We start from the raw sequence: 15,393 nt of genomic DNA on the forward strand, positions 1-15,393 counted from the left end.
CGCTTCATGGCCAGCGCCCCGCTCATCGAGTTTCGCCAGATCTCGCGCCTCTATGGACGCGGCGAAGCCACGATCCGCGCCCTCGACCGCGTCGACCTCACCATCGACCGGCACGAATTCGTGGCAATCATGGGCCCTTCCGGCTCCGGCAAGTCGACGGCCATGAACATCCTCGGCTGCCTCGACGTGCCGACCTCGGGTCAGTATCTCTTCCAGGGGATCGACACGACTGGCTTCGACCGCGCGCAATACACCCTGCTGCGCCGCCACATGCTGGGCTTCGTCTTCCAGGGCTTCAATCTCCTGGCCCGAACCTCTGCCGTGGAAAATGTCGAGCTGCCGCTCGTCTATCGCGGCATGGACGCCCGTGAACGGCGCGCCCGGGCGCTGAAAGCGCTCGCCCAGGTCGGTCTCGGCGGCCGGGAGAACCACACGACGCAGGAGCTTTCGGGCGGACAGCAACAGCGCGTGGCCATCGCCCGCGCCATCGTTACGAGCCCCGCCGTGCTTCTGGCCGACGAACCCACCGGCAATCTCGACACGAAAACCAGCCGCGAGATCATGGATCTGATCACCGGCCTCAACCGCGACCATGGCATCACGGTCATCATGGTCACGCATGAGGACGACATCGCCGCCTATGCGAAGCGCAACCTGCGTTTCGTCGACGGCCATATCCAGTCCGACAGCCGGAATGAGGAGCCCCTCGCCCATGTTCGGTGAAACCATCAAGCTCGCGCTGCGCGCCATCCGCCGCAATCTACTCCGCTCGTTCCTGACCGTGCTCGGTGTGGTCATCGGCGTTGCCGCCGTCATCGCCATGGTCACGATCGGCAATGGCACCACAGCGCAAGTGACCAGCGAAATCTCCAAGCTCGGCACCAATCTCCTCTTCGTCCGTCCCGGCCAGTTCGGCCCGGGACGTGCCGCCACCGACGCGAAGAAGTTCACCATCCGTGACATCGAGGCGATCCGTGATCAGATCCCCGGCCTGCGCGCTGTCGCCGCGATCAACCAGTCCAGCCAGACCGTCATCTTCAGTGGCCAGAGCCGCCAGACCTCGATCATCGGCTCCGGCAATGACTACCTTGTCGCCCAGAACTGGGAGCTCGCCGCCGGCCGCAGCTTCCTGCCTTCGGAGGAGCGCGGCGGCCAGGCCGTCTGCCTGCTCGGCGAAACGGTCCGCGCCAAGCTCTTCGGTTCGACGCCGGCCGTCGACCAGACGATCCGGGTCGGCAATGTCGCCTGCCAGGTGACCGGCATTCTTGCCAAGAAGGGCCAGAGCGGCATGGGCAGCGATCAGGACGATGTCGTCATGATGCCGCTCAAGGTCTTCCAGCGCCGCATCGGCGGCTCCTCCGATGTCTCGAGCATCATGCTCTCGGCCGAGGACGGCGTCTCCACGTCCAAGGTCCAGGCGGATGTCGAGCGCCTGCTTCGCGAACGCCGCAAGATCATTGCGGGTCGCGACGATGATTTCAGCGTCAACGACATGACCCAGATGGCGGCAACCCTGACCGGCACCACCACGCTGATGACCGGCCTTCTCGGTGCCGTCGCGGCCGTCTCGCTCCTTGTCGGCGGCATCGGCATCATGAACATCATGCTGGTCTCGGTCACCGAGCGCACGCGCGAGATCGGTATCCGGCTTGCGATCGGCGCGGTCGAGCGTCAGGTCCTGATGCAGTTCCTCGTCGAAGCCGTCACCCTCTCTATCTTCGGCGGTGTCGTCGGCATCGCGCTGGGGCTCGGCATCGCCTATACGGCGGTCAGCCTGATGTCCGTGCCCTTCGTCGCAAGCCCCTCCATCATCCTGCTCGCCTTCGCCTTTTCGGCCGCGATCGGCATGGTCTTCGGCTATTTCCCCGCCCGCCGCGCCGCTCAAATGAACCCGATCGACGCGCTCCGCCACGAGTGATGGCGACGTCGGAGCCGCGGGACAAGCCTCGGGCAAACTTGTTGTGGTGTAGCTGGTCCTAATGGATGCGGGTTCTGCTCGCGTCCCGGAGCCTTGACCATGTGAGGGAGTAAGCCCATGTCCGCCTTTCCGGATCGTGACACCGTCGCCGCCAAGATCGCCTCGATGCAGGAGCAGGATCAGGCCTTCCTGAAGCTGATCTTCGAAAACCCGGCTCAGGACGACGCGCTGCTCGAAGGCCTGTGCCTCTATCTCGACATCGCCTCCGAGGGGCGTTTCCTGAACACGCTGAAGCTCGAACGCAATGGCGAATGGATCGGCGACAACGCCCCACCGCGCCTGCAGATCCGCCTGATGGAAGTCGCCCGCTCGAGCCAGCATCCGGCCTTTGCCGCTTTCCGCACAGGCCTCAGCCGCTCCGGCGGACTGGAGCGCGCCTATCCCAAGGCGGCGGTCTAAGCCTTACTGCGGGATCGGCATGCTGACCGAAAGGATCGGCCCCATCGGGAAAAGCCGGTCCATGCGCTCGTCCTCGGCGATGAAGACGCTCGAAATCGTGCCGTCGAGGTAAAGTGCGTTGGCACAGCCCAACCGATCCCGGAAGAAGGTGGCGAAGTCGTAGAACCGCACGGGCACCCTCGACACCACCATATGCACCCGCCCCTCGGCATCCACGCCGACCCCGTTGCGGATCTTGAAGCTGTCGCTGTCCGGCAGGAAGCGCGGATGCAGTTGTCCGTCGATCACCAGCATCGGCCCAGACTGCGTCCCGAAATCCGGCACCATTCCGCTCGCGACGAACGCCTTGGTCTCCATGACCGAGGCCTTGCCGTCCTTGATCAGGAAGACCCCGTTCGGCAGCAGGTGGAAATTGCCCCAGCCGCCGCCGGTCACAGCCGGTTTCAGCACCTTGCCATGCTCGGCAAAGTAACCGACCGGCGACAGATCAACGTGATACATCCCCGCATTCATCGCAAAGGTGAGCACCCGCCGTTCGGCCCAGAGTTGCCGGCGCAGAGAAGCAAAGCCGCCATAGGCCTGTCCATCCGGAGAAGCGAGATGCAGCCGTATATCGTCCTTGGCAGGGTCGAAACGGCAGGAAAGATAGCTCTGGGCACCCTCCTGCAGCACCTCGCATGCCGCATGGGAGGCCGACGGCAATGTCAGGCTGGTCAGAAAACCGAGGAAAGAGAGGATCTTGCGCACGCATTGGCCCTTTGCTGAGCCCGCTTCTTGCCGCCGATATCAGGCATTGTGAAGACGGCTGGAGCGATATCCCCGAAATCGATCCCATCGATCAATCCGGCAGTGTCAGCGCCTGCATGTGAAATCGGAGCTGCGCCTCTGGATAGCGGTACTCGGTACCGACAGGACAAGCATTGCGGGCGAGACATCCCGAAACCATGCAGCTGCGCTGTCCCTCGGGCGTCGCGAGATGCCGCCGGCACCCCAGAACGCCAAAGCCATCTTCCGTGATCGCGCCAACGGGACAGGCGGACAGGCAAGGCTTGTTGCGACAGCGATCGCAGGGGTGATCCGACCCAACGGCCGCTTTACCACCTTCCGGCCAGTCGCCAAACAGCAACGCCCCGCGATAGCTGTGCCAGAGCCCGAAGCGCGGATGGATGAGAATCCCGAGCGGCGAGGCTCTGAGGCCCTCCGCCCGCGTCGCCCAGGCCTGAAAAGGTTGGTAAGGCGCCTCTGACGGATAACAGGCCGCCGCGCCGACCTCTCTGGCGACCGCATCGATAATGCTCTTTGACCAGCGATCGAGCGGGTCTGTCCCGCCCCGATCCGGCTGGGCTGCCTGCCAGGCCGAAAAGACCGGCCACATGCCACCGCCTGCGAGGCCGATCAGCACCACAGCCACGCTCCGTCCGCCATCCGGTAGCCGCGGCGTTGGCTCGTCACTCCCAAATCGAACCACCCCGCGCGGCGAAAGCCCGTGCCTGGCAAGCAGCGTTTCGATCTCGGTCAGAACGGAAGAAGGGCCGCTCATCGCGGCCCCTCGATCTTGTAATGCGGTCGCCAGACCTCCTCTTGGATCATGTCGGCAACTCTGTTGGCTCCGCCTTGCTCCCTGGCAACGGGACCCTTTCAGGAGAAGGCGTCGGGCATCGAATCCTTGCGGCTCGCGACGAAGGCCAGCAGCGCCTCGTCGATGGCGGGATCGAGCGCCGGCGCTTCATATGCGTCGAGCCACGAGCGGCAGAGTGCGTTCGCCCGGTCCTCGATGCGCTTGCGGCCCTCGATTTCCCACTGCTCGAAGGAATTGTTGTCGGCGAGCGGCGAGCGATAGAAGGCGGTCTGGAAGTTCGCCTGCGTATGGGCGCAGCCGAGATAATGCGCGCCCGGGCCCACTTCGCGGATCGCATCCATCGCCTGACCGTCGTCAGAAAGGTCCACGCCCTGAGCAAGCTTCTGCATCATGCCGAGCTGGTCCTGGTCGATCATGAACTTCTCGTAGCAGGCAGCAAGACCGCCCTCGAGCCAGCCGGCCGCATGCAGCACGAAGTTGGCGCCAGCGAGCAGCGTCATGTTCAGTGTATTGGCGCTCTCGTGTGCTGCCTGCGCGTCCGGAACCTTCGACGCACAGAGCGAACCGCCGGTACGGAAAGGCAGACCCATGCGCCGTGCGAGCTGGGCTGCGCCATAGGACACCAGCGCCGGCTCCGGCGTGCCAAAGGTCGGTGCACCCGACTGCATCGAGATGGAGGCGGCGAAGGTGCCGAAGAGCACCGGTGCGCCAGGACGGATCAGCTGGGTGAAGGAGGCACCTGCCAGCACTTCCGCCAGGATCTGCGTCAGCGTACCGGCAACCGTCACAGGGCTCATGGCGCCCGAGAGAATGAAGGGTGAAATGACCGAGGCTTGGCCGTGACGCGCATAGACCTTGGCAGCGCCCAGCATCGTCTCGTCGAAGACCATCGGCGAGTTGGCGTTGATGAGGTTCAGCATGACGCAGTTGTTTTCGACGAAGTCATCGCCGAAGACGAGCTTGGCCATGGCAACCGAGTCTTCCGCGCGCTCCGGTGCCGTGACCGACCCCATGAACGGCTTGTCGGAATATTTGATATGGCTGTAGACCATGTCGAGGTGACGCTTGTTCACCGGGATATCGACGGGTTCGCAGACCGTACCACCCGAGGAATGCATCGACGGCGCCATATAGGCGAGCTTGACGAAGTTGCGGAAGTCCTCGAGCGTCGCATAGCGACGATTGCCTTCCAGGTCGCGCACGAAGGGCGATCCGTAAACCGGGGCAAAGACTGTGGCATTGCCGCCGATGCGAACGCTGCGCTCGGGATTGCGGGCATGCCAGGCGAATTCGGACGGCGCCGTCTTCAGAAGTTCGCGGCAGAGACCCTTCGGGAAGTGCACGCGCTGCCCGCGCACATCGGCCCCGGCTTGTTTCCAGAGCTCCAGGGCTTCCGCGTCGTCGCGAAACTCGATGCCGATTTCTTCGAGAACGACATCGGCATTGTGTTCGATCAGCGCCAGACCTTCCTCGTCCAGAACCTCGTAGGTCCGGATCTTGCGGGTGATGTAAGGCATGGCAGGACCGGCACCGCCGCCGCTGCGCGATGCCCTGCGGGCCGCAGCCCCCCGCCCCTCGCCGCGTTGGCGGCGGCCTGCGCCCGGTTCTGCCGTGATATCGTCCATGTCTGCTTCCTCGCTCGAGCGCTCGATCGCGCTGCTTCTCTCCCCATTATGCTAATCCAATCCGCTTGTGAAACCATCCTTTATGCGCCAACGGCTTGCGTCATGCAGACATCGGCTTTTTCCTCCACTTGTCTGCCGCCGTCGCTTTTCACCGCCGCCGCGTCGTAATCGAAAAGAGTTTTTCACGAACTTGAGGTTTAACTTTCGATCGGGCAGTCTGATGCCCGGCGCGACCGGAATCGCGTTGAAAAAGAAGCGGGAAGCACCACCATGGCCGAAGACGACATCATTCTTTCCGAACTCTCCGATGAAGAGCTCGTGCAGCAAATGCATGATGACCTCTATGACGGCCTCAAGGAGGAGATCGAGGAAGCGACACAGATCCTGCTGGACCGCGGCTGGGCTCCCTACGACATCCTGACCCAGGCGCTCGTCGAAGGCATGCGCATCGTCGGCATCGATTTCCGCGACGGCATTCTCTTCGTTCCGGAGGTTCTGCTCTCCGCCAACGCGATGAAGGCCGGCATGACGATCCTGCGTCCGCTGCTTGCCGCAACCGGCGCGCCCAAGCAGGGCAAGATGGTCATCGGCACGGTCAAGGGCGACATCCACGACATCGGCAAGAACCTCGTCGGCATGATGATGGAAGGTGCAGGTTTCGACGTGATCGACCTCGGCATCAACAATCCGGTCGAAAACTATCTGGAAGCGCTGGAGCGGGAAAAGCCCGATATCCTCGGAATGTCCGCGCTGCTCACGACCACCATGCCCTACATGAAGGTCGTGATCGATACGATGAAGGAAAAGGGTATCCGCGACGATTACGTCGTTCTCGTCGGTGGCGCGCCGCTCAACGAGGAATTCGGCAAGGCTGTCGGTGCAGATGCCTATTGTCGCGATGCCGCCGTTGCGGTCGAGACGGCCAAGGACTTCATTGCACGCAAGCACAACAGCATGGGCGCCCGCGCCTAAAGACTGCAAACGGCGAAGCCGGCCCTTAGAGGCCGGCTTCTGCGTAGAACTCGCCCTGAGGGGCCGTTGCCATGGTCTGCCAGGCAACATGCCCGCCGGCATACAGGATGGCCGCCAGCATATAGATGGCACTGGCCTTTGCGATGGTCGTGAGCGTCATGCTCCCTCTCCTGTTTCAGGTGCGCTCAAAGCGGTGTCCACCGCGCGCTGACAATTAGCGGGAGGCGGCGGCGTCGACGTTGTTGGCGGCGTTCTGCGTCGCATCAACAGTGTTGGCAGCGTCCTGGCCTACGCCACGGATCGTATTGCCGCACGACGACAGTGCGAAGACGGTGAGGATGAGAGCTGCGCCGGCTGTCAGTTTTTTCGCCATCATGTGGGTGTACCTTTTCTCTGGGTAACGAGTGGATTGCGATGGAACAACGCGCGACATCAAAAAAGGTTCACGTGATCGCATGCGGTGCGATTGCCCGTGAAATCCTGGCCGTCAAAGCGCTGAACGGGCTGGACCATCTCTCACTCGAATGCCTGCCCGCCATCTGGCATGTCTGGCCCGAAAGGATTGCACCGGCGCTTCGGGAAAAAATCGCGGAAGCCCGGGCTGCCGGCCATGAAAACATCTTCCTCGGCTATGCCGAATGCGGCACCCAGGGCGAGGTCGACAAGATCTGTCGCGAGGAAGGCATCGAGCGGCTCTCAGGCCCCCATTGTTATGCCTTCTTCACCGGTACGGAAAAATTCCTCGCCGAATGCGAAAGCGAATTCACCGCCTTCTATCTGACCGACCTGATCACCCGCCAGTTCGAAGCCTTCGTCATCGAGCCCCTGAAACTCGATCGTCACCCCGAACTGCGTGACATGGTCTTCGGCAACTACACCAAGATCGTCTATCTCGCGCAGACCGAGGATGCCGAACTTCAGGCCAAGGCCAAATGGGCCGCCGACTATCTGAATCTCGACTATGAATATCGCTTCACCGGTTACGGCGACTTGCAGCCGGAACTCGTCGCGGCTGCCGAACGAAGCTTGGTCACGGCCACCTGAGGTCGGGAAAATCGATCCCTTTAGCGGACCGAATTGGCGACACTGCGCCCCGCATCCTGCGTCGCATCCACCGCATTGCCGAGATCCGCGCCGACGCCACGGATCGTGTTTCCGCAGGAGGTGAGACCCAAGGTCAGTGCGACGAGAACGGCAACGAAACCTGCAGTTACGTGAGAAGACTTCCTCATTCTGATTCCCCGTTTTTTGAAGGCAGCCCGTTTAGCTGACAAGGGAGAAAGGAGAAATCAAGGCAATGAGGTAGGGTGATGAGCTGGTGCGTACGGTCAGCTGAAGATCAGCGCGCCCGCGACGAACAACAGCCCCACCACCAGGATCAGCTGCACCAGCAGGAAAAGTGGAACACGTGACAAGGCAGCGGCGACAACTATCGTCAAAACCCAATGCCAGACTTCGTAGACGGTCACCAAAACACAAAACAAGACCAAGCCACCAAGGACAACCGTCATGAAGAAGGCGTCAAAGCCTGACGGCAGCTGATTGCCGCTAGAACTTGACCCGGCACTCTCCACCGGGTGAGCGTTTTTCTCGTCTGTGTTCAATTTGGTCCGATCCATGCCGACATCTCAGTCGCTGCGGTCCGCAAAGGTCAACAACCATTTGTGGTGGCAACAAAATTCACCCTCCTTTCACCATTCCCGAAAGCGTGAACAGGACACGGATCCGCTTTAATCCCACTGTAATCTCCCCTTGCGACACTGCCTGTCAGGTCAACAAGAAACCAAGAGAATCAGCAATGACCGACAGGGCGGAAACATGGGTGGCGGGTCTCGCCACCGCGCGTGAAGACAAGCATCCCGAAAACCTCTCCGACCTTCTCGTCCGGCTGGCCCGCACGACGGACCGTAAGGTGACGATCCGCGACATCGCGATCGCCCTGCAGGACCGCTCCTTCGGCGCCTTCCTTCTGGTCTTCGCCCTTCCGAACCTCGTGCCGATGCCGCCGGGCGCCACCTTCATCCTCGGCCTGCCCCTCATCTTCGTCGCCTGGCAGATGATGGCGTCTCCGGGCGGTCGCGTCTTCTTTCCGCGGGTCGTCAGCGACTACGGTGTCGAACCGCAAACCTTTGAAGCGATCGTCAAGCGGCTGGTCCCCTGGATGCGCTGGGCCGAGAAGCTGGTCGTGCCGCGCTTCTGGGTTTTCGAAAGCCGTTTCGTCGAACGGGTAATCGGCTGCTTTGCCCTGATCCTCGCCATTGTCGTCTTCTTGCCGATCCCGCTCGGCAACTGGCCCCCGGCCTTTGCGCTCGCCGTCCTCGGTTTTGCCCATTCCCAGCGCGATGGGCTCGGTGTCGTCGTCGGCTGCCTGATCGGCCTCCTGTCGCTCGCCGTTGCCGGTTTCGTCGTCTACACCGCCATTGCCGTCGTCTCGCTCGTCGTCTGATGTCCGAAACAGGAGACAACCCGACGCACCGCAAGGTGGTCGTCATGACCGCCGGCGGCCTCAATCCCACCGTCGTGATCCAGCATCTGGCGACGTGCGGCTTCGACGTCGAAGTCATCCTGGAGAACCCGGAAGCCAAAGGCGAGATCACCCGCCGCCGGGCGCGGCGCCTCGGCTGGCTCAACGCGACAGGCCAACTCGGCACCATGATCGCCGCACGCCTGCTGCGCCGCCTGGCGGACCGGCGCATCGCCGAACTGCTGGACCGCCACGGCCTTCAGCGCGAACTTCCGCAAACGATCGCGATCCATCCGGTCACCTCGATCAACGCGCCGGAAACGGCAGCGCTCGTTACGGAGCTCGATCCAGGAGCAATCCTTCTCGTCTCCACCCGCCTGATGTCGGCCCGCCAGCTCTCGGCCATGCCCTGCCCGGTCATCAACCTGCATGCCGGCATCAACCCGAACTACCGCGGCCAGATGGGCGGCTACTGGTCGCTGCGCGAAAGCGATGCCGACAATTTCGGTGCGACCCTTCATCTCGTCGACGCCGGCACCGATACCGGCGGCACGCTCTACGAAATCCGAACGCGGCCCGAACGCGCCGATTTCATCTCCACCTACCCGCTGCTGCTGACCATCGCTTCGCTCGAGATCACGCGCCAATCGATCGAGGACGCGCTCAAGGACCGTCTCGCTCCCAAGACGCCGGAAGGTCCCTCGGCCCTGCGCTTCCCGCCCACCCTCTGGTCCTGGATCTGGTGCGGTCTGACGCGACGCATCTGGTAAAAACACCGGGACTCGTGGCAGCGTCGTTTTTGGCGACAAGCGACGTCGTGAAGAGCGCAGTCCGGCGAATGCCCCCCGTGCATTCTGGCCCCAAAGGGAGTGAGTGGCATGGCAGACAAGATCGTCGTCTTCTGGCGGGACATTCCCGCTCAGGTGATCGTCAAGCAAGGACGTAAATCGGCAAAACGCGAACTCTCGCTCCGCTTCACCGAGGCCATCGATATGGCCGCGATGCGCACGGGCGCGGCCGAAACCGACGCCTATCTCGCCGATTGGCGCAAGGCCGATCCGGTGCCGGTCGGTGACGACCTCGAAACCGAAGCAGAAACCGCGGCAGCCGAGATCGAGGCCGCCTACGACAAGGCCCGTCTCGTGGCCCTCGTCCATGCCGGAGGCCGCGACAATGGCTGAGCCCGTGCTCGTCGATCCCGGCCCGCCGAAGAAGGGCAATGCCGCACCGGCCGCCAAGGCCAAGACCGGCGCGTTTACGCCGGCAGGCGTCTCGCCCAACCGCCGCGCCCGCCGCTCCTATACGATCCGCCTCTGGGCCGTCAGAAATTCGCGCTTCCTCGAATGGTTCTATCGCAATTTCGCCAGCGCCTTCCTGTTCCTCCATCCCGTCTGGAAGAAGCTCGGCTACAACAGGGTCGAAAAGCCGATCACCTTCGTCGAGCGCAATGTGAAGGGCCTGCTCTTCGACTGTCGCATGTGCGGCCAGTGCGTCTTGTCCTCGACCGGCATGTCCTGCCCGATGAACTGTCCGAAACAGTTGCGCAACGGCCCCTGCGGTGGCGTGCGCGCCAATGGCAATTGCGAGGTCGAGCCGGACATGCCCTGCGTCTGGGTTCAGGCCTGGAGCGGCTCGCGCAACATGGTATCAGGTGATGCGATCCTGAAGGTGCAAAAGCCGGTCAATCAGTCGCTGCGCGAGACATCCTCCTGGCTGCGGGTCACGGCAGAAGCCGCCGCCGAGCGCGAAAAGAATACGGCAAAGGAAGCCTGAAGAGCATGGCCCAGATCGACGAAAATCCGCTTGGCGTTCACCTGCCGCTCGATCCCCTGCCCGGCCATTCCTCGCTCGGCCGCCTGGAGCGCGTCCTGCGTCGTGGCGAATTCGCCGTCACCGCCGAACTCAACCCGCCCGACAGCGCCGATCCGGAAGATGTCTACGAGCGCGCCAAGGTCTTCGATGGCTGGGTCGACGGCATCAACGCGGTCGATGCGTCCGGTGCCAATTGCCACATGTCCTCGGTCGGCATCTGCGCGCTTCTAACCCGCATGGGCTATGCCCCGATCATGCAGATCGCCTGCCGCGATAAGAACCGCATCGCGATCCAAGGCGACGTTCTCGGTGCTGCCGCCATGGGCGTCGCCAACATCATGTGCCTCACCGGCGACGGGGTGCAGGCTGGCGACCAGCCGGGTGCCAAGCCCGTCTTCGATCTCGACTGCATGTCGCTTCTGGAAACCGTCCGCACGATGCGCGACGACTCGAAATTCCTCTCCGGCCGCAAGCTGACCACGCCGCCCAAGGTCTTCCTGGGTGCTGCGATCAACCCTTTCGCGCCACCTTATGATTTCCGCCCCTATCGCCTGGGCAAGAAGATCGAGGCCGGCGCCCAGTTCGTCCAGAGCCAGTATTGCTTCGACGTGCCCATGTTCCGCGAATACATGAACAAGGTCCGCGACCTCGGCTTCCACGAGAAATGCTTCATTCTCGTCGGCGTCGGGCCGCTTGCCTCGGCCAAGACCGCCAAGTGGATCCGCTCCAACGTGCCCGGCATCCACATTCCCGATCACGTCATCAAGCGCCTGGAAGGTGCCGAAGACCAGAAGAAGGAAGGCAAGCAGCTCTGCATCGACATCATCAACGAGGTGAAGGAGATCGAGGGCGTCTCCGGCGTGCATGTCATGGCCTACCGCCAGGAAGAATATGTCGCCGAGATCGTCCATGAATCCGGCATCCTCAAGGGCCGCCGCCCGTGGAAACGCGAGCACGGCCGCGCCGATGACATCGCCGCCGAGCGCATGCGCGAGATCGGCGCCGATCCCGTTCAGGACCAGCAGGAAATGGCGGCCAAGGCCGCCCATCCCCAGCCGCACTGAACCCACCCCATTGCTTTTTCCCGGCACCTGCCGGCACATCCCATTCCCGCCGTGCGAGAGCCGGCACCGACCGGAGGACTGAAATGACCCGCACCATCGTCGCATCCGCCACCAAGGAAATCATCATCGGTTTCGACCAGCCCTTCTGCGTGATCGGCGAGCGCATCAACCCGACGGGTCGCAAGAAGCTCGCCGCCGAAATGCAGGCCGGCAATTTCGAAACCGTCATCAAGGACGCGCTGGAACAGGTCGCCGCCGGCGCCACCATGCTCGACGTCAATGCCGGCGTCACCTCCGTCAACCCGAACGAAACCGAGCCCGGCCTGCTCGTCCAGACGCTCGAAATCGTTCAGGGCCTGGTCGACGTGCCACTCGCGATCGACTCCTCCGTGACGGCCGCCATCGAGGCCGGTCTCAAGGTCGCCAAGGGCCGCCCGCTGGTGAATTCCGTCACCGGCGAGGAAGAAAAGCTCGAGGCCATCCTGCCGCTCGTGGCCAAATACAATGTCCCTGTCGTCGCGATCTCCAACGACGAATCCGGCATCTCCCAGGATCCCGATGTGCGTTTCGCCGTCGCCAAGAAGATCGTCGAGCGCGCCATGGATTACGGCATCAAGCCTGAAGACATCGTCGTCGACCCGCTGGTCATGCCGATCGGCGCCATCGGCTCCGCCGGCCTGCAGGTCTTCGCCCTTGTCCGCCGTCTGCGTGAGGAGCTGAAGGTCAACACCACCTGCGGCCTCTCCAACATCTCCTTCGGCCTGCCCCATCGCCACGGCATCAATGCCGGCTTCATCCCCATGGTCATCGGTGCCGGCATGACATCCGCCATCATGAACCCCTGCCGCCCGCAGGAGATGGAAGCCGTCCGCGCCGCCAACGTGCTCAATGGCACAGACGACAACTGCTACAACTGGATCAAGACCTATCGCGACTATAAGCCCGCCGAGGGCGGTGCGCACGCCGCTCCCGCCGCAGCCCCGGCAGCAGCCGCCTCCGGCGGCGGCCGCCGCGGTGGACGTGCGGCCCGCGTCGGCGGTGGTGCGCCGACGGAGTAAAAGCAGGAGAAGGCCGGATGGAGACGAAGAAGGCACTGCCAACCTTCACTAGCGATGAAGACGCGGAAAAATTCGTCGCCACGGCGGATCTGTCTGACTATGACCTGTCTGGCTTCACGCCTGTGACATTTGAACTCGCGCGACGCAAAGGTGACGGCTTGGGTGAGCCCCCCTCTGCCCTGCCGGGCATCTCCCCCACACGGGGGGAGAGCGGGTAGACGCACCGGCTCAGCCGACCGTTCAAGGCAACGCGAGCCGGGGCGAAGCACCACTCTCCCCCCTTGTGGGGGAGATGTCACGTAGTGACAGAGGGGGGTAAAGCCCCCTCGCAACAGATGAGGGAGACGTCCCTCGAAACCGAAAGACCAGAATGACAGACGCCACTGATCCCCTCGTCCTCTTCATGCCCTCAGGCAAGCGCGGCCGTTTTCCTGTCGGCACCTCCGTGCTCGAAGCGGCGCGATCGCTCGGCGTCTATGTCGAAAGCGTCTGCGGCGGCCGCGCCACCTGCGGCCGTTGCCAGATCGAGGTCCAGGAAGGCCAGTTCGCCAAGCACGGCATCACCTCGTCCAACGACCACATCTCCCCCGTCGGGCCGAAGGAGAAACGCTACGCTGAGGTGCGCACCATCCCCGCCGGACGCCGCCTCTCCTGCTCGGCCACCATCCTCGGTGATCTCGTCGTCGACGTGCCGCCGGATACGGTCGTCAACGCCCAGGTCATCCGCAAGGCTGCGACCGACCGCACCTTTCCGCGCAATCCCGCCATCCAGCTCTGCTATGTCGAGGTTGACGAACCTGACATGCACAAGCCGCTCGGCGATCTCGACCGGCTCAACCTGATGCTGGAAAAGGACTGGGGCTTCCAGAACATCCTCGTCGCCCAGCATCTCCTGCCCGATGTCCAGAAGACGCTGCGCAAGGGCAACTGGGGCGTCACCGCCGCCATCCACCGCGATCTGGAAACCTCGCGCCCCAACATGATCGCGCTCTGGCCCGGCCTGCACAACGAGGCCTATGGCATCGCCTGCGACATCGGCTCGACGACGATTGCCATGCATCTCGTCTCGCTGCTCTCCGGCCGTGTCATCGCCTCCTCTGGCACGTCGAACCCGCAGATCCGCTTCGGCGAAGACCTGATGAGCCGCGTCTCCTATGTGATGATGAACCCCGATGGCCGCGAGGCCATGACCAAGGCGGTGCGCCAGGCGATCAACGAGCTGACGGTCAAGGTCTGCAAGGAAGCCGGCGTCAACCCCGACGATATCCTCGACGCCGTCTTCGTCGCCAATCCGATCATGCACCACCTCTTCCTCGGCATCGACCCGACCGAGCTTGGCCAGGCGCCCTTTGCGCTCGCCGTCTCCGGCGCCGTGCACACCTGGTCGCGCGAGATCGATCTCGCCATCAACCATGGCGCCCGCGTCTACTGCCTGCCCTGCATCGCCGGCCATGTCGGCGCCGATGCCGCCGGCGCCACGCTGTCGGAAGGTCCGCACCGCCAGGACAAGATGATGCTGCTCGTCGATGTCGGCACCAATGCCGAGATCGTGCTCGGCAACAGCACCCGCACCGTTGCCGCCTCGTCCCCGACGGGGCCTGCCTTCGAAGGGGCGGAAATCTCCTGCGGCCAGCGCGCCGCCCCCGGCGCCATCGAACGTGTCCGCATCGACGCGCAAACGCTGGAACCCCGCTTCAAGGTCATCGGTGTCGAACCCTGGTCGGACGAGGCAGGTTTTGCCGAAGCCGCGGAAAAGACCGGCATCACCGGCATTTGCGGCTCGGCGATCATCGAGGTCGTCGCCGAAATGTATCTCTCCGGCGTCATCTCCGCCGACGGCGTCGTCGATGGTGCCATGGCTGCGAAAAGCCACCGCATCCTCGAAAACGGCCGCACCTTCTCCTACCTCCTGCATGACGGCGCCCAGAAGATCACGGTGACGCAGAACGACGTGCGCGCCATCCAGCTCGCCAAGGCCGCCCTTTACGCCGGCATCAAGCTCCTGATGGAAAAGCTCGGCGTAGACACCGTCGACACCATCCGCTTCGCCGGCGCGTTCGGCTCCTTCATCGATCCAAAATACGCAATGGTCTTAGGGTTGATCCCCGATTGCGACCTCGCCGAAGTCAAGGCCGTCGGCAACGCCGCCGGCACCGGCGCCCTGATGGCTCTCCTCAACCGCGACTACCGCCGCGAGATCGAAGACACAGTCACCCGCATCGAAAAGATCGAAACGGCCCTCGAACCCCACTTCCAGCAACTCTTCATCGACGCCATGGCCTTGCCGAACAAGGTCGATCCCTTCCCGAAGCTCGCAAGCGTCGTGACGCTGCCGGAGCGGAAGGTGCTGGCGGAGGGGGATGGCGAGGCCGGCGGGCGGAGGAGACGGAGGTCGCGGGAGTGAGGCGTCGGCGGGAGGCTGCGAGGTTAAGGCACTTTTCG

The 15,393-nt window shown here is 63.3% G+C and carries 20 protein-coding genes; 13 read left to right on the forward strand and 7 right to left on the reverse strand.

The features are described 5' to 3' along the window. Positions 1-6 precede the first annotated feature (6 nt). From M1E12_RS08115 to M1E12_RS08125, 3 genes are all read left to right on the forward strand, one after another. A complete protein-coding gene (locus tag M1E12_RS08115; RefSeq protein ID WP_136543118.1) occupies positions 7-723 on the forward strand; it encodes an ABC transporter ATP-binding protein in 717 nt (238 codons plus the stop codon). Next, the gene (locus M1E12_RS08120) at positions 713-1,918 is read left to right on the forward strand and encodes an ABC transporter permease (RefSeq protein WP_479564319.1); all 1,206 of its coding nucleotides are present in this window, start codon (positions 713-715) and stop codon (positions 1,916-1,918) included. Before M1E12_RS08115 ends, M1E12_RS08120 begins: the two co-directional genes overlap by 11 nt. Positions 1,919-2,035: 117 nt before the next feature. Beyond that, positions 2,036-2,377 carry a hypothetical protein gene (locus tag M1E12_RS08125; protein ID WP_113461369.1) on the forward strand — a complete coding sequence of 114 codons (342 nt, stop codon included), beginning with the start codon at positions 2,036-2,038 and terminating at the stop codon, positions 2,375-2,377. Positions 2,378-2,380: 3 nt separating this feature from the next. Here M1E12_RS08125 and M1E12_RS08130 read toward each other — a convergent pair whose 3' ends face one another. The 3 genes from M1E12_RS08130 to M1E12_RS08140 form a co-directional block, all read right to left on the reverse strand. Further along, positions 2,381-3,124: a phosphodiester glycosidase family protein gene (locus tag M1E12_RS08130; protein ID WP_479564320.1), complete on the reverse strand. Its 744-nt coding sequence runs from the start codon at positions 3,122-3,124 to the stop codon at positions 2,381-2,383. Positions 3,125-3,215: 91 nt separating this feature from the next. Continuing rightward, a complete protein-coding gene (locus M1E12_RS08135; RefSeq protein WP_479564321.1) occupies positions 3,216-3,917 on the reverse strand; it encodes a ferredoxin in 702 nt (233 codons plus the stop codon). Positions 3,918-4,015: 98 nt separating this feature from the next. Then, positions 4,016-5,581: a trimethylamine methyltransferase family protein gene (locus M1E12_RS08140; RefSeq protein WP_479564322.1), complete on the reverse strand. Its 1,566-nt coding sequence runs from the start codon at positions 5,579-5,581 to the stop codon at positions 4,016-4,018. Positions 5,582-5,851: 270 nt separating this feature from the next. Between M1E12_RS08140 and M1E12_RS08145 the strand changes: the two genes are divergently transcribed. Further along, positions 5,852-6,553: a corrinoid protein gene (locus tag M1E12_RS08145; RefSeq protein WP_113461371.1), complete on the forward strand. Its 702-nt coding sequence runs from the start codon at positions 5,852-5,854 to the stop codon at positions 6,551-6,553. Between the two features lie 25 nt (positions 6,554-6,578). On the opposite strand, the gene M1E12_RS08150 is transcribed toward M1E12_RS08145, so the two are convergent. After that, positions 6,579-6,713 (reverse strand): hypothetical protein, encoded by a 135-nt coding sequence (locus M1E12_RS08150; protein ID WP_280640729.1) that lies wholly within the window; start codon positions 6,711-6,713, stop codon positions 6,579-6,581. Positions 6,714-6,767: 54 nt separating this feature from the next. Further along, on the reverse strand, positions 6,768-6,929 hold the full coding sequence (locus M1E12_RS08155; protein ID WP_113461372.1) for an entericidin domain-containing protein: 162 nt from the start codon (positions 6,927-6,929) through the stop codon (positions 6,768-6,770). Positions 6,930-6,967: 38 nt separating this feature from the next. On the opposite strand from M1E12_RS08155, the gene M1E12_RS08160 reads away from it, so the two are divergent. Further along, complete coding sequence (locus M1E12_RS08160) at positions 6,968-7,597, forward strand: DUF1638 domain-containing protein (RefSeq protein ID WP_479564323.1); 630 nt, start codon at positions 6,968-6,970, stop codon at positions 7,595-7,597. A gap of 20 nt (positions 7,598-7,617) precedes the next feature. Here M1E12_RS08160 and M1E12_RS08165 read toward each other — a convergent pair whose 3' ends face one another. After that, positions 7,618-7,785, reverse strand: a complete 168-nt coding sequence (locus M1E12_RS08165) for an entericidin domain-containing protein (protein ID WP_479564324.1) — start codon at positions 7,783-7,785, stop codon at positions 7,618-7,620. A 96-nt stretch (positions 7,786-7,881) separates the two neighbouring features. After that, a complete protein-coding gene (locus M1E12_RS08170) occupies positions 7,882-8,172 on the reverse strand; it encodes a hypothetical protein (protein WP_479564325.1) in 291 nt (96 codons plus the stop codon). A 179-nt stretch (positions 8,173-8,351) separates the two neighbouring features. Here M1E12_RS08170 and M1E12_RS08175 point away from each other — a divergent pair, with 179 nt between their 5' ends. The 8 genes from M1E12_RS08175 to M1E12_RS08210 all read left to right on the forward strand — a co-directional run bounded on the left by M1E12_RS08175 (position 8,352) and on the right by M1E12_RS08210 (position 15,355). Next, positions 8,352-8,999, forward strand: coding sequence for an exopolysaccharide biosynthesis protein (locus M1E12_RS08175; protein WP_113461376.1), 648 nt, complete (start codon positions 8,352-8,354; stop codon positions 8,997-8,999). After that, positions 8,999-9,787 (forward strand): formyl transferase, encoded by a 789-nt coding sequence (locus M1E12_RS08180; protein ID WP_479564326.1) that lies wholly within the window; start codon positions 8,999-9,001, stop codon positions 9,785-9,787. The genes M1E12_RS08175 and M1E12_RS08180 overlap by 1 nt, the downstream gene beginning before the upstream one ends. Before the next feature lie 108 nt (positions 9,788-9,895). Next, positions 9,896-10,198: a virulence factor gene (locus M1E12_RS08185; RefSeq protein WP_479564327.1), complete on the forward strand. Its 303-nt coding sequence runs from the start codon at positions 9,896-9,898 to the stop codon at positions 10,196-10,198. Further along, the gene (locus M1E12_RS08190) at positions 10,191-10,790 is read left to right on the forward strand and encodes a methylenetetrahydrofolate reductase C-terminal domain-containing protein (RefSeq protein WP_310239072.1); all 600 of its coding nucleotides are present in this window, start codon (positions 10,191-10,193) and stop codon (positions 10,788-10,790) included. Before M1E12_RS08185 ends, M1E12_RS08190 begins: the two co-directional genes overlap by 8 nt. A 5-nt stretch (positions 10,791-10,795) precedes the next feature. After that, a complete protein-coding gene (locus tag M1E12_RS08195; protein WP_479564328.1) occupies positions 10,796-11,893 on the forward strand; it encodes a methylenetetrahydrofolate reductase in 1,098 nt (365 codons plus the stop codon). Between the two features lie 83 nt (positions 11,894-11,976). Then, positions 11,977-12,951 (forward strand): methyltetrahydrofolate cobalamin methyltransferase, encoded by a 975-nt coding sequence (locus M1E12_RS08200; RefSeq protein WP_479564329.1) that lies wholly within the window; start codon positions 11,977-11,979, stop codon positions 12,949-12,951. A 17-nt stretch (positions 12,952-12,968) separates the two neighbouring features. Further along, a complete protein-coding gene (locus M1E12_RS08205) occupies positions 12,969-13,169 on the forward strand; it encodes a CopG family antitoxin (protein ID WP_479564330.1) in 201 nt (66 codons plus the stop codon). A gap of 152 nt (positions 13,170-13,321) precedes the next feature. Then, on the forward strand, positions 13,322-15,355 hold the full coding sequence (locus tag M1E12_RS08210) for an ASKHA domain-containing protein (protein WP_479564331.1): 2,034 nt from the start codon (positions 13,322-13,324) through the stop codon (positions 15,353-15,355). Positions 15,356-15,393: the final 38 nt, after the last annotated feature.

Source organism: Rhizobium sp. K33, assembly GCF_056501445.1.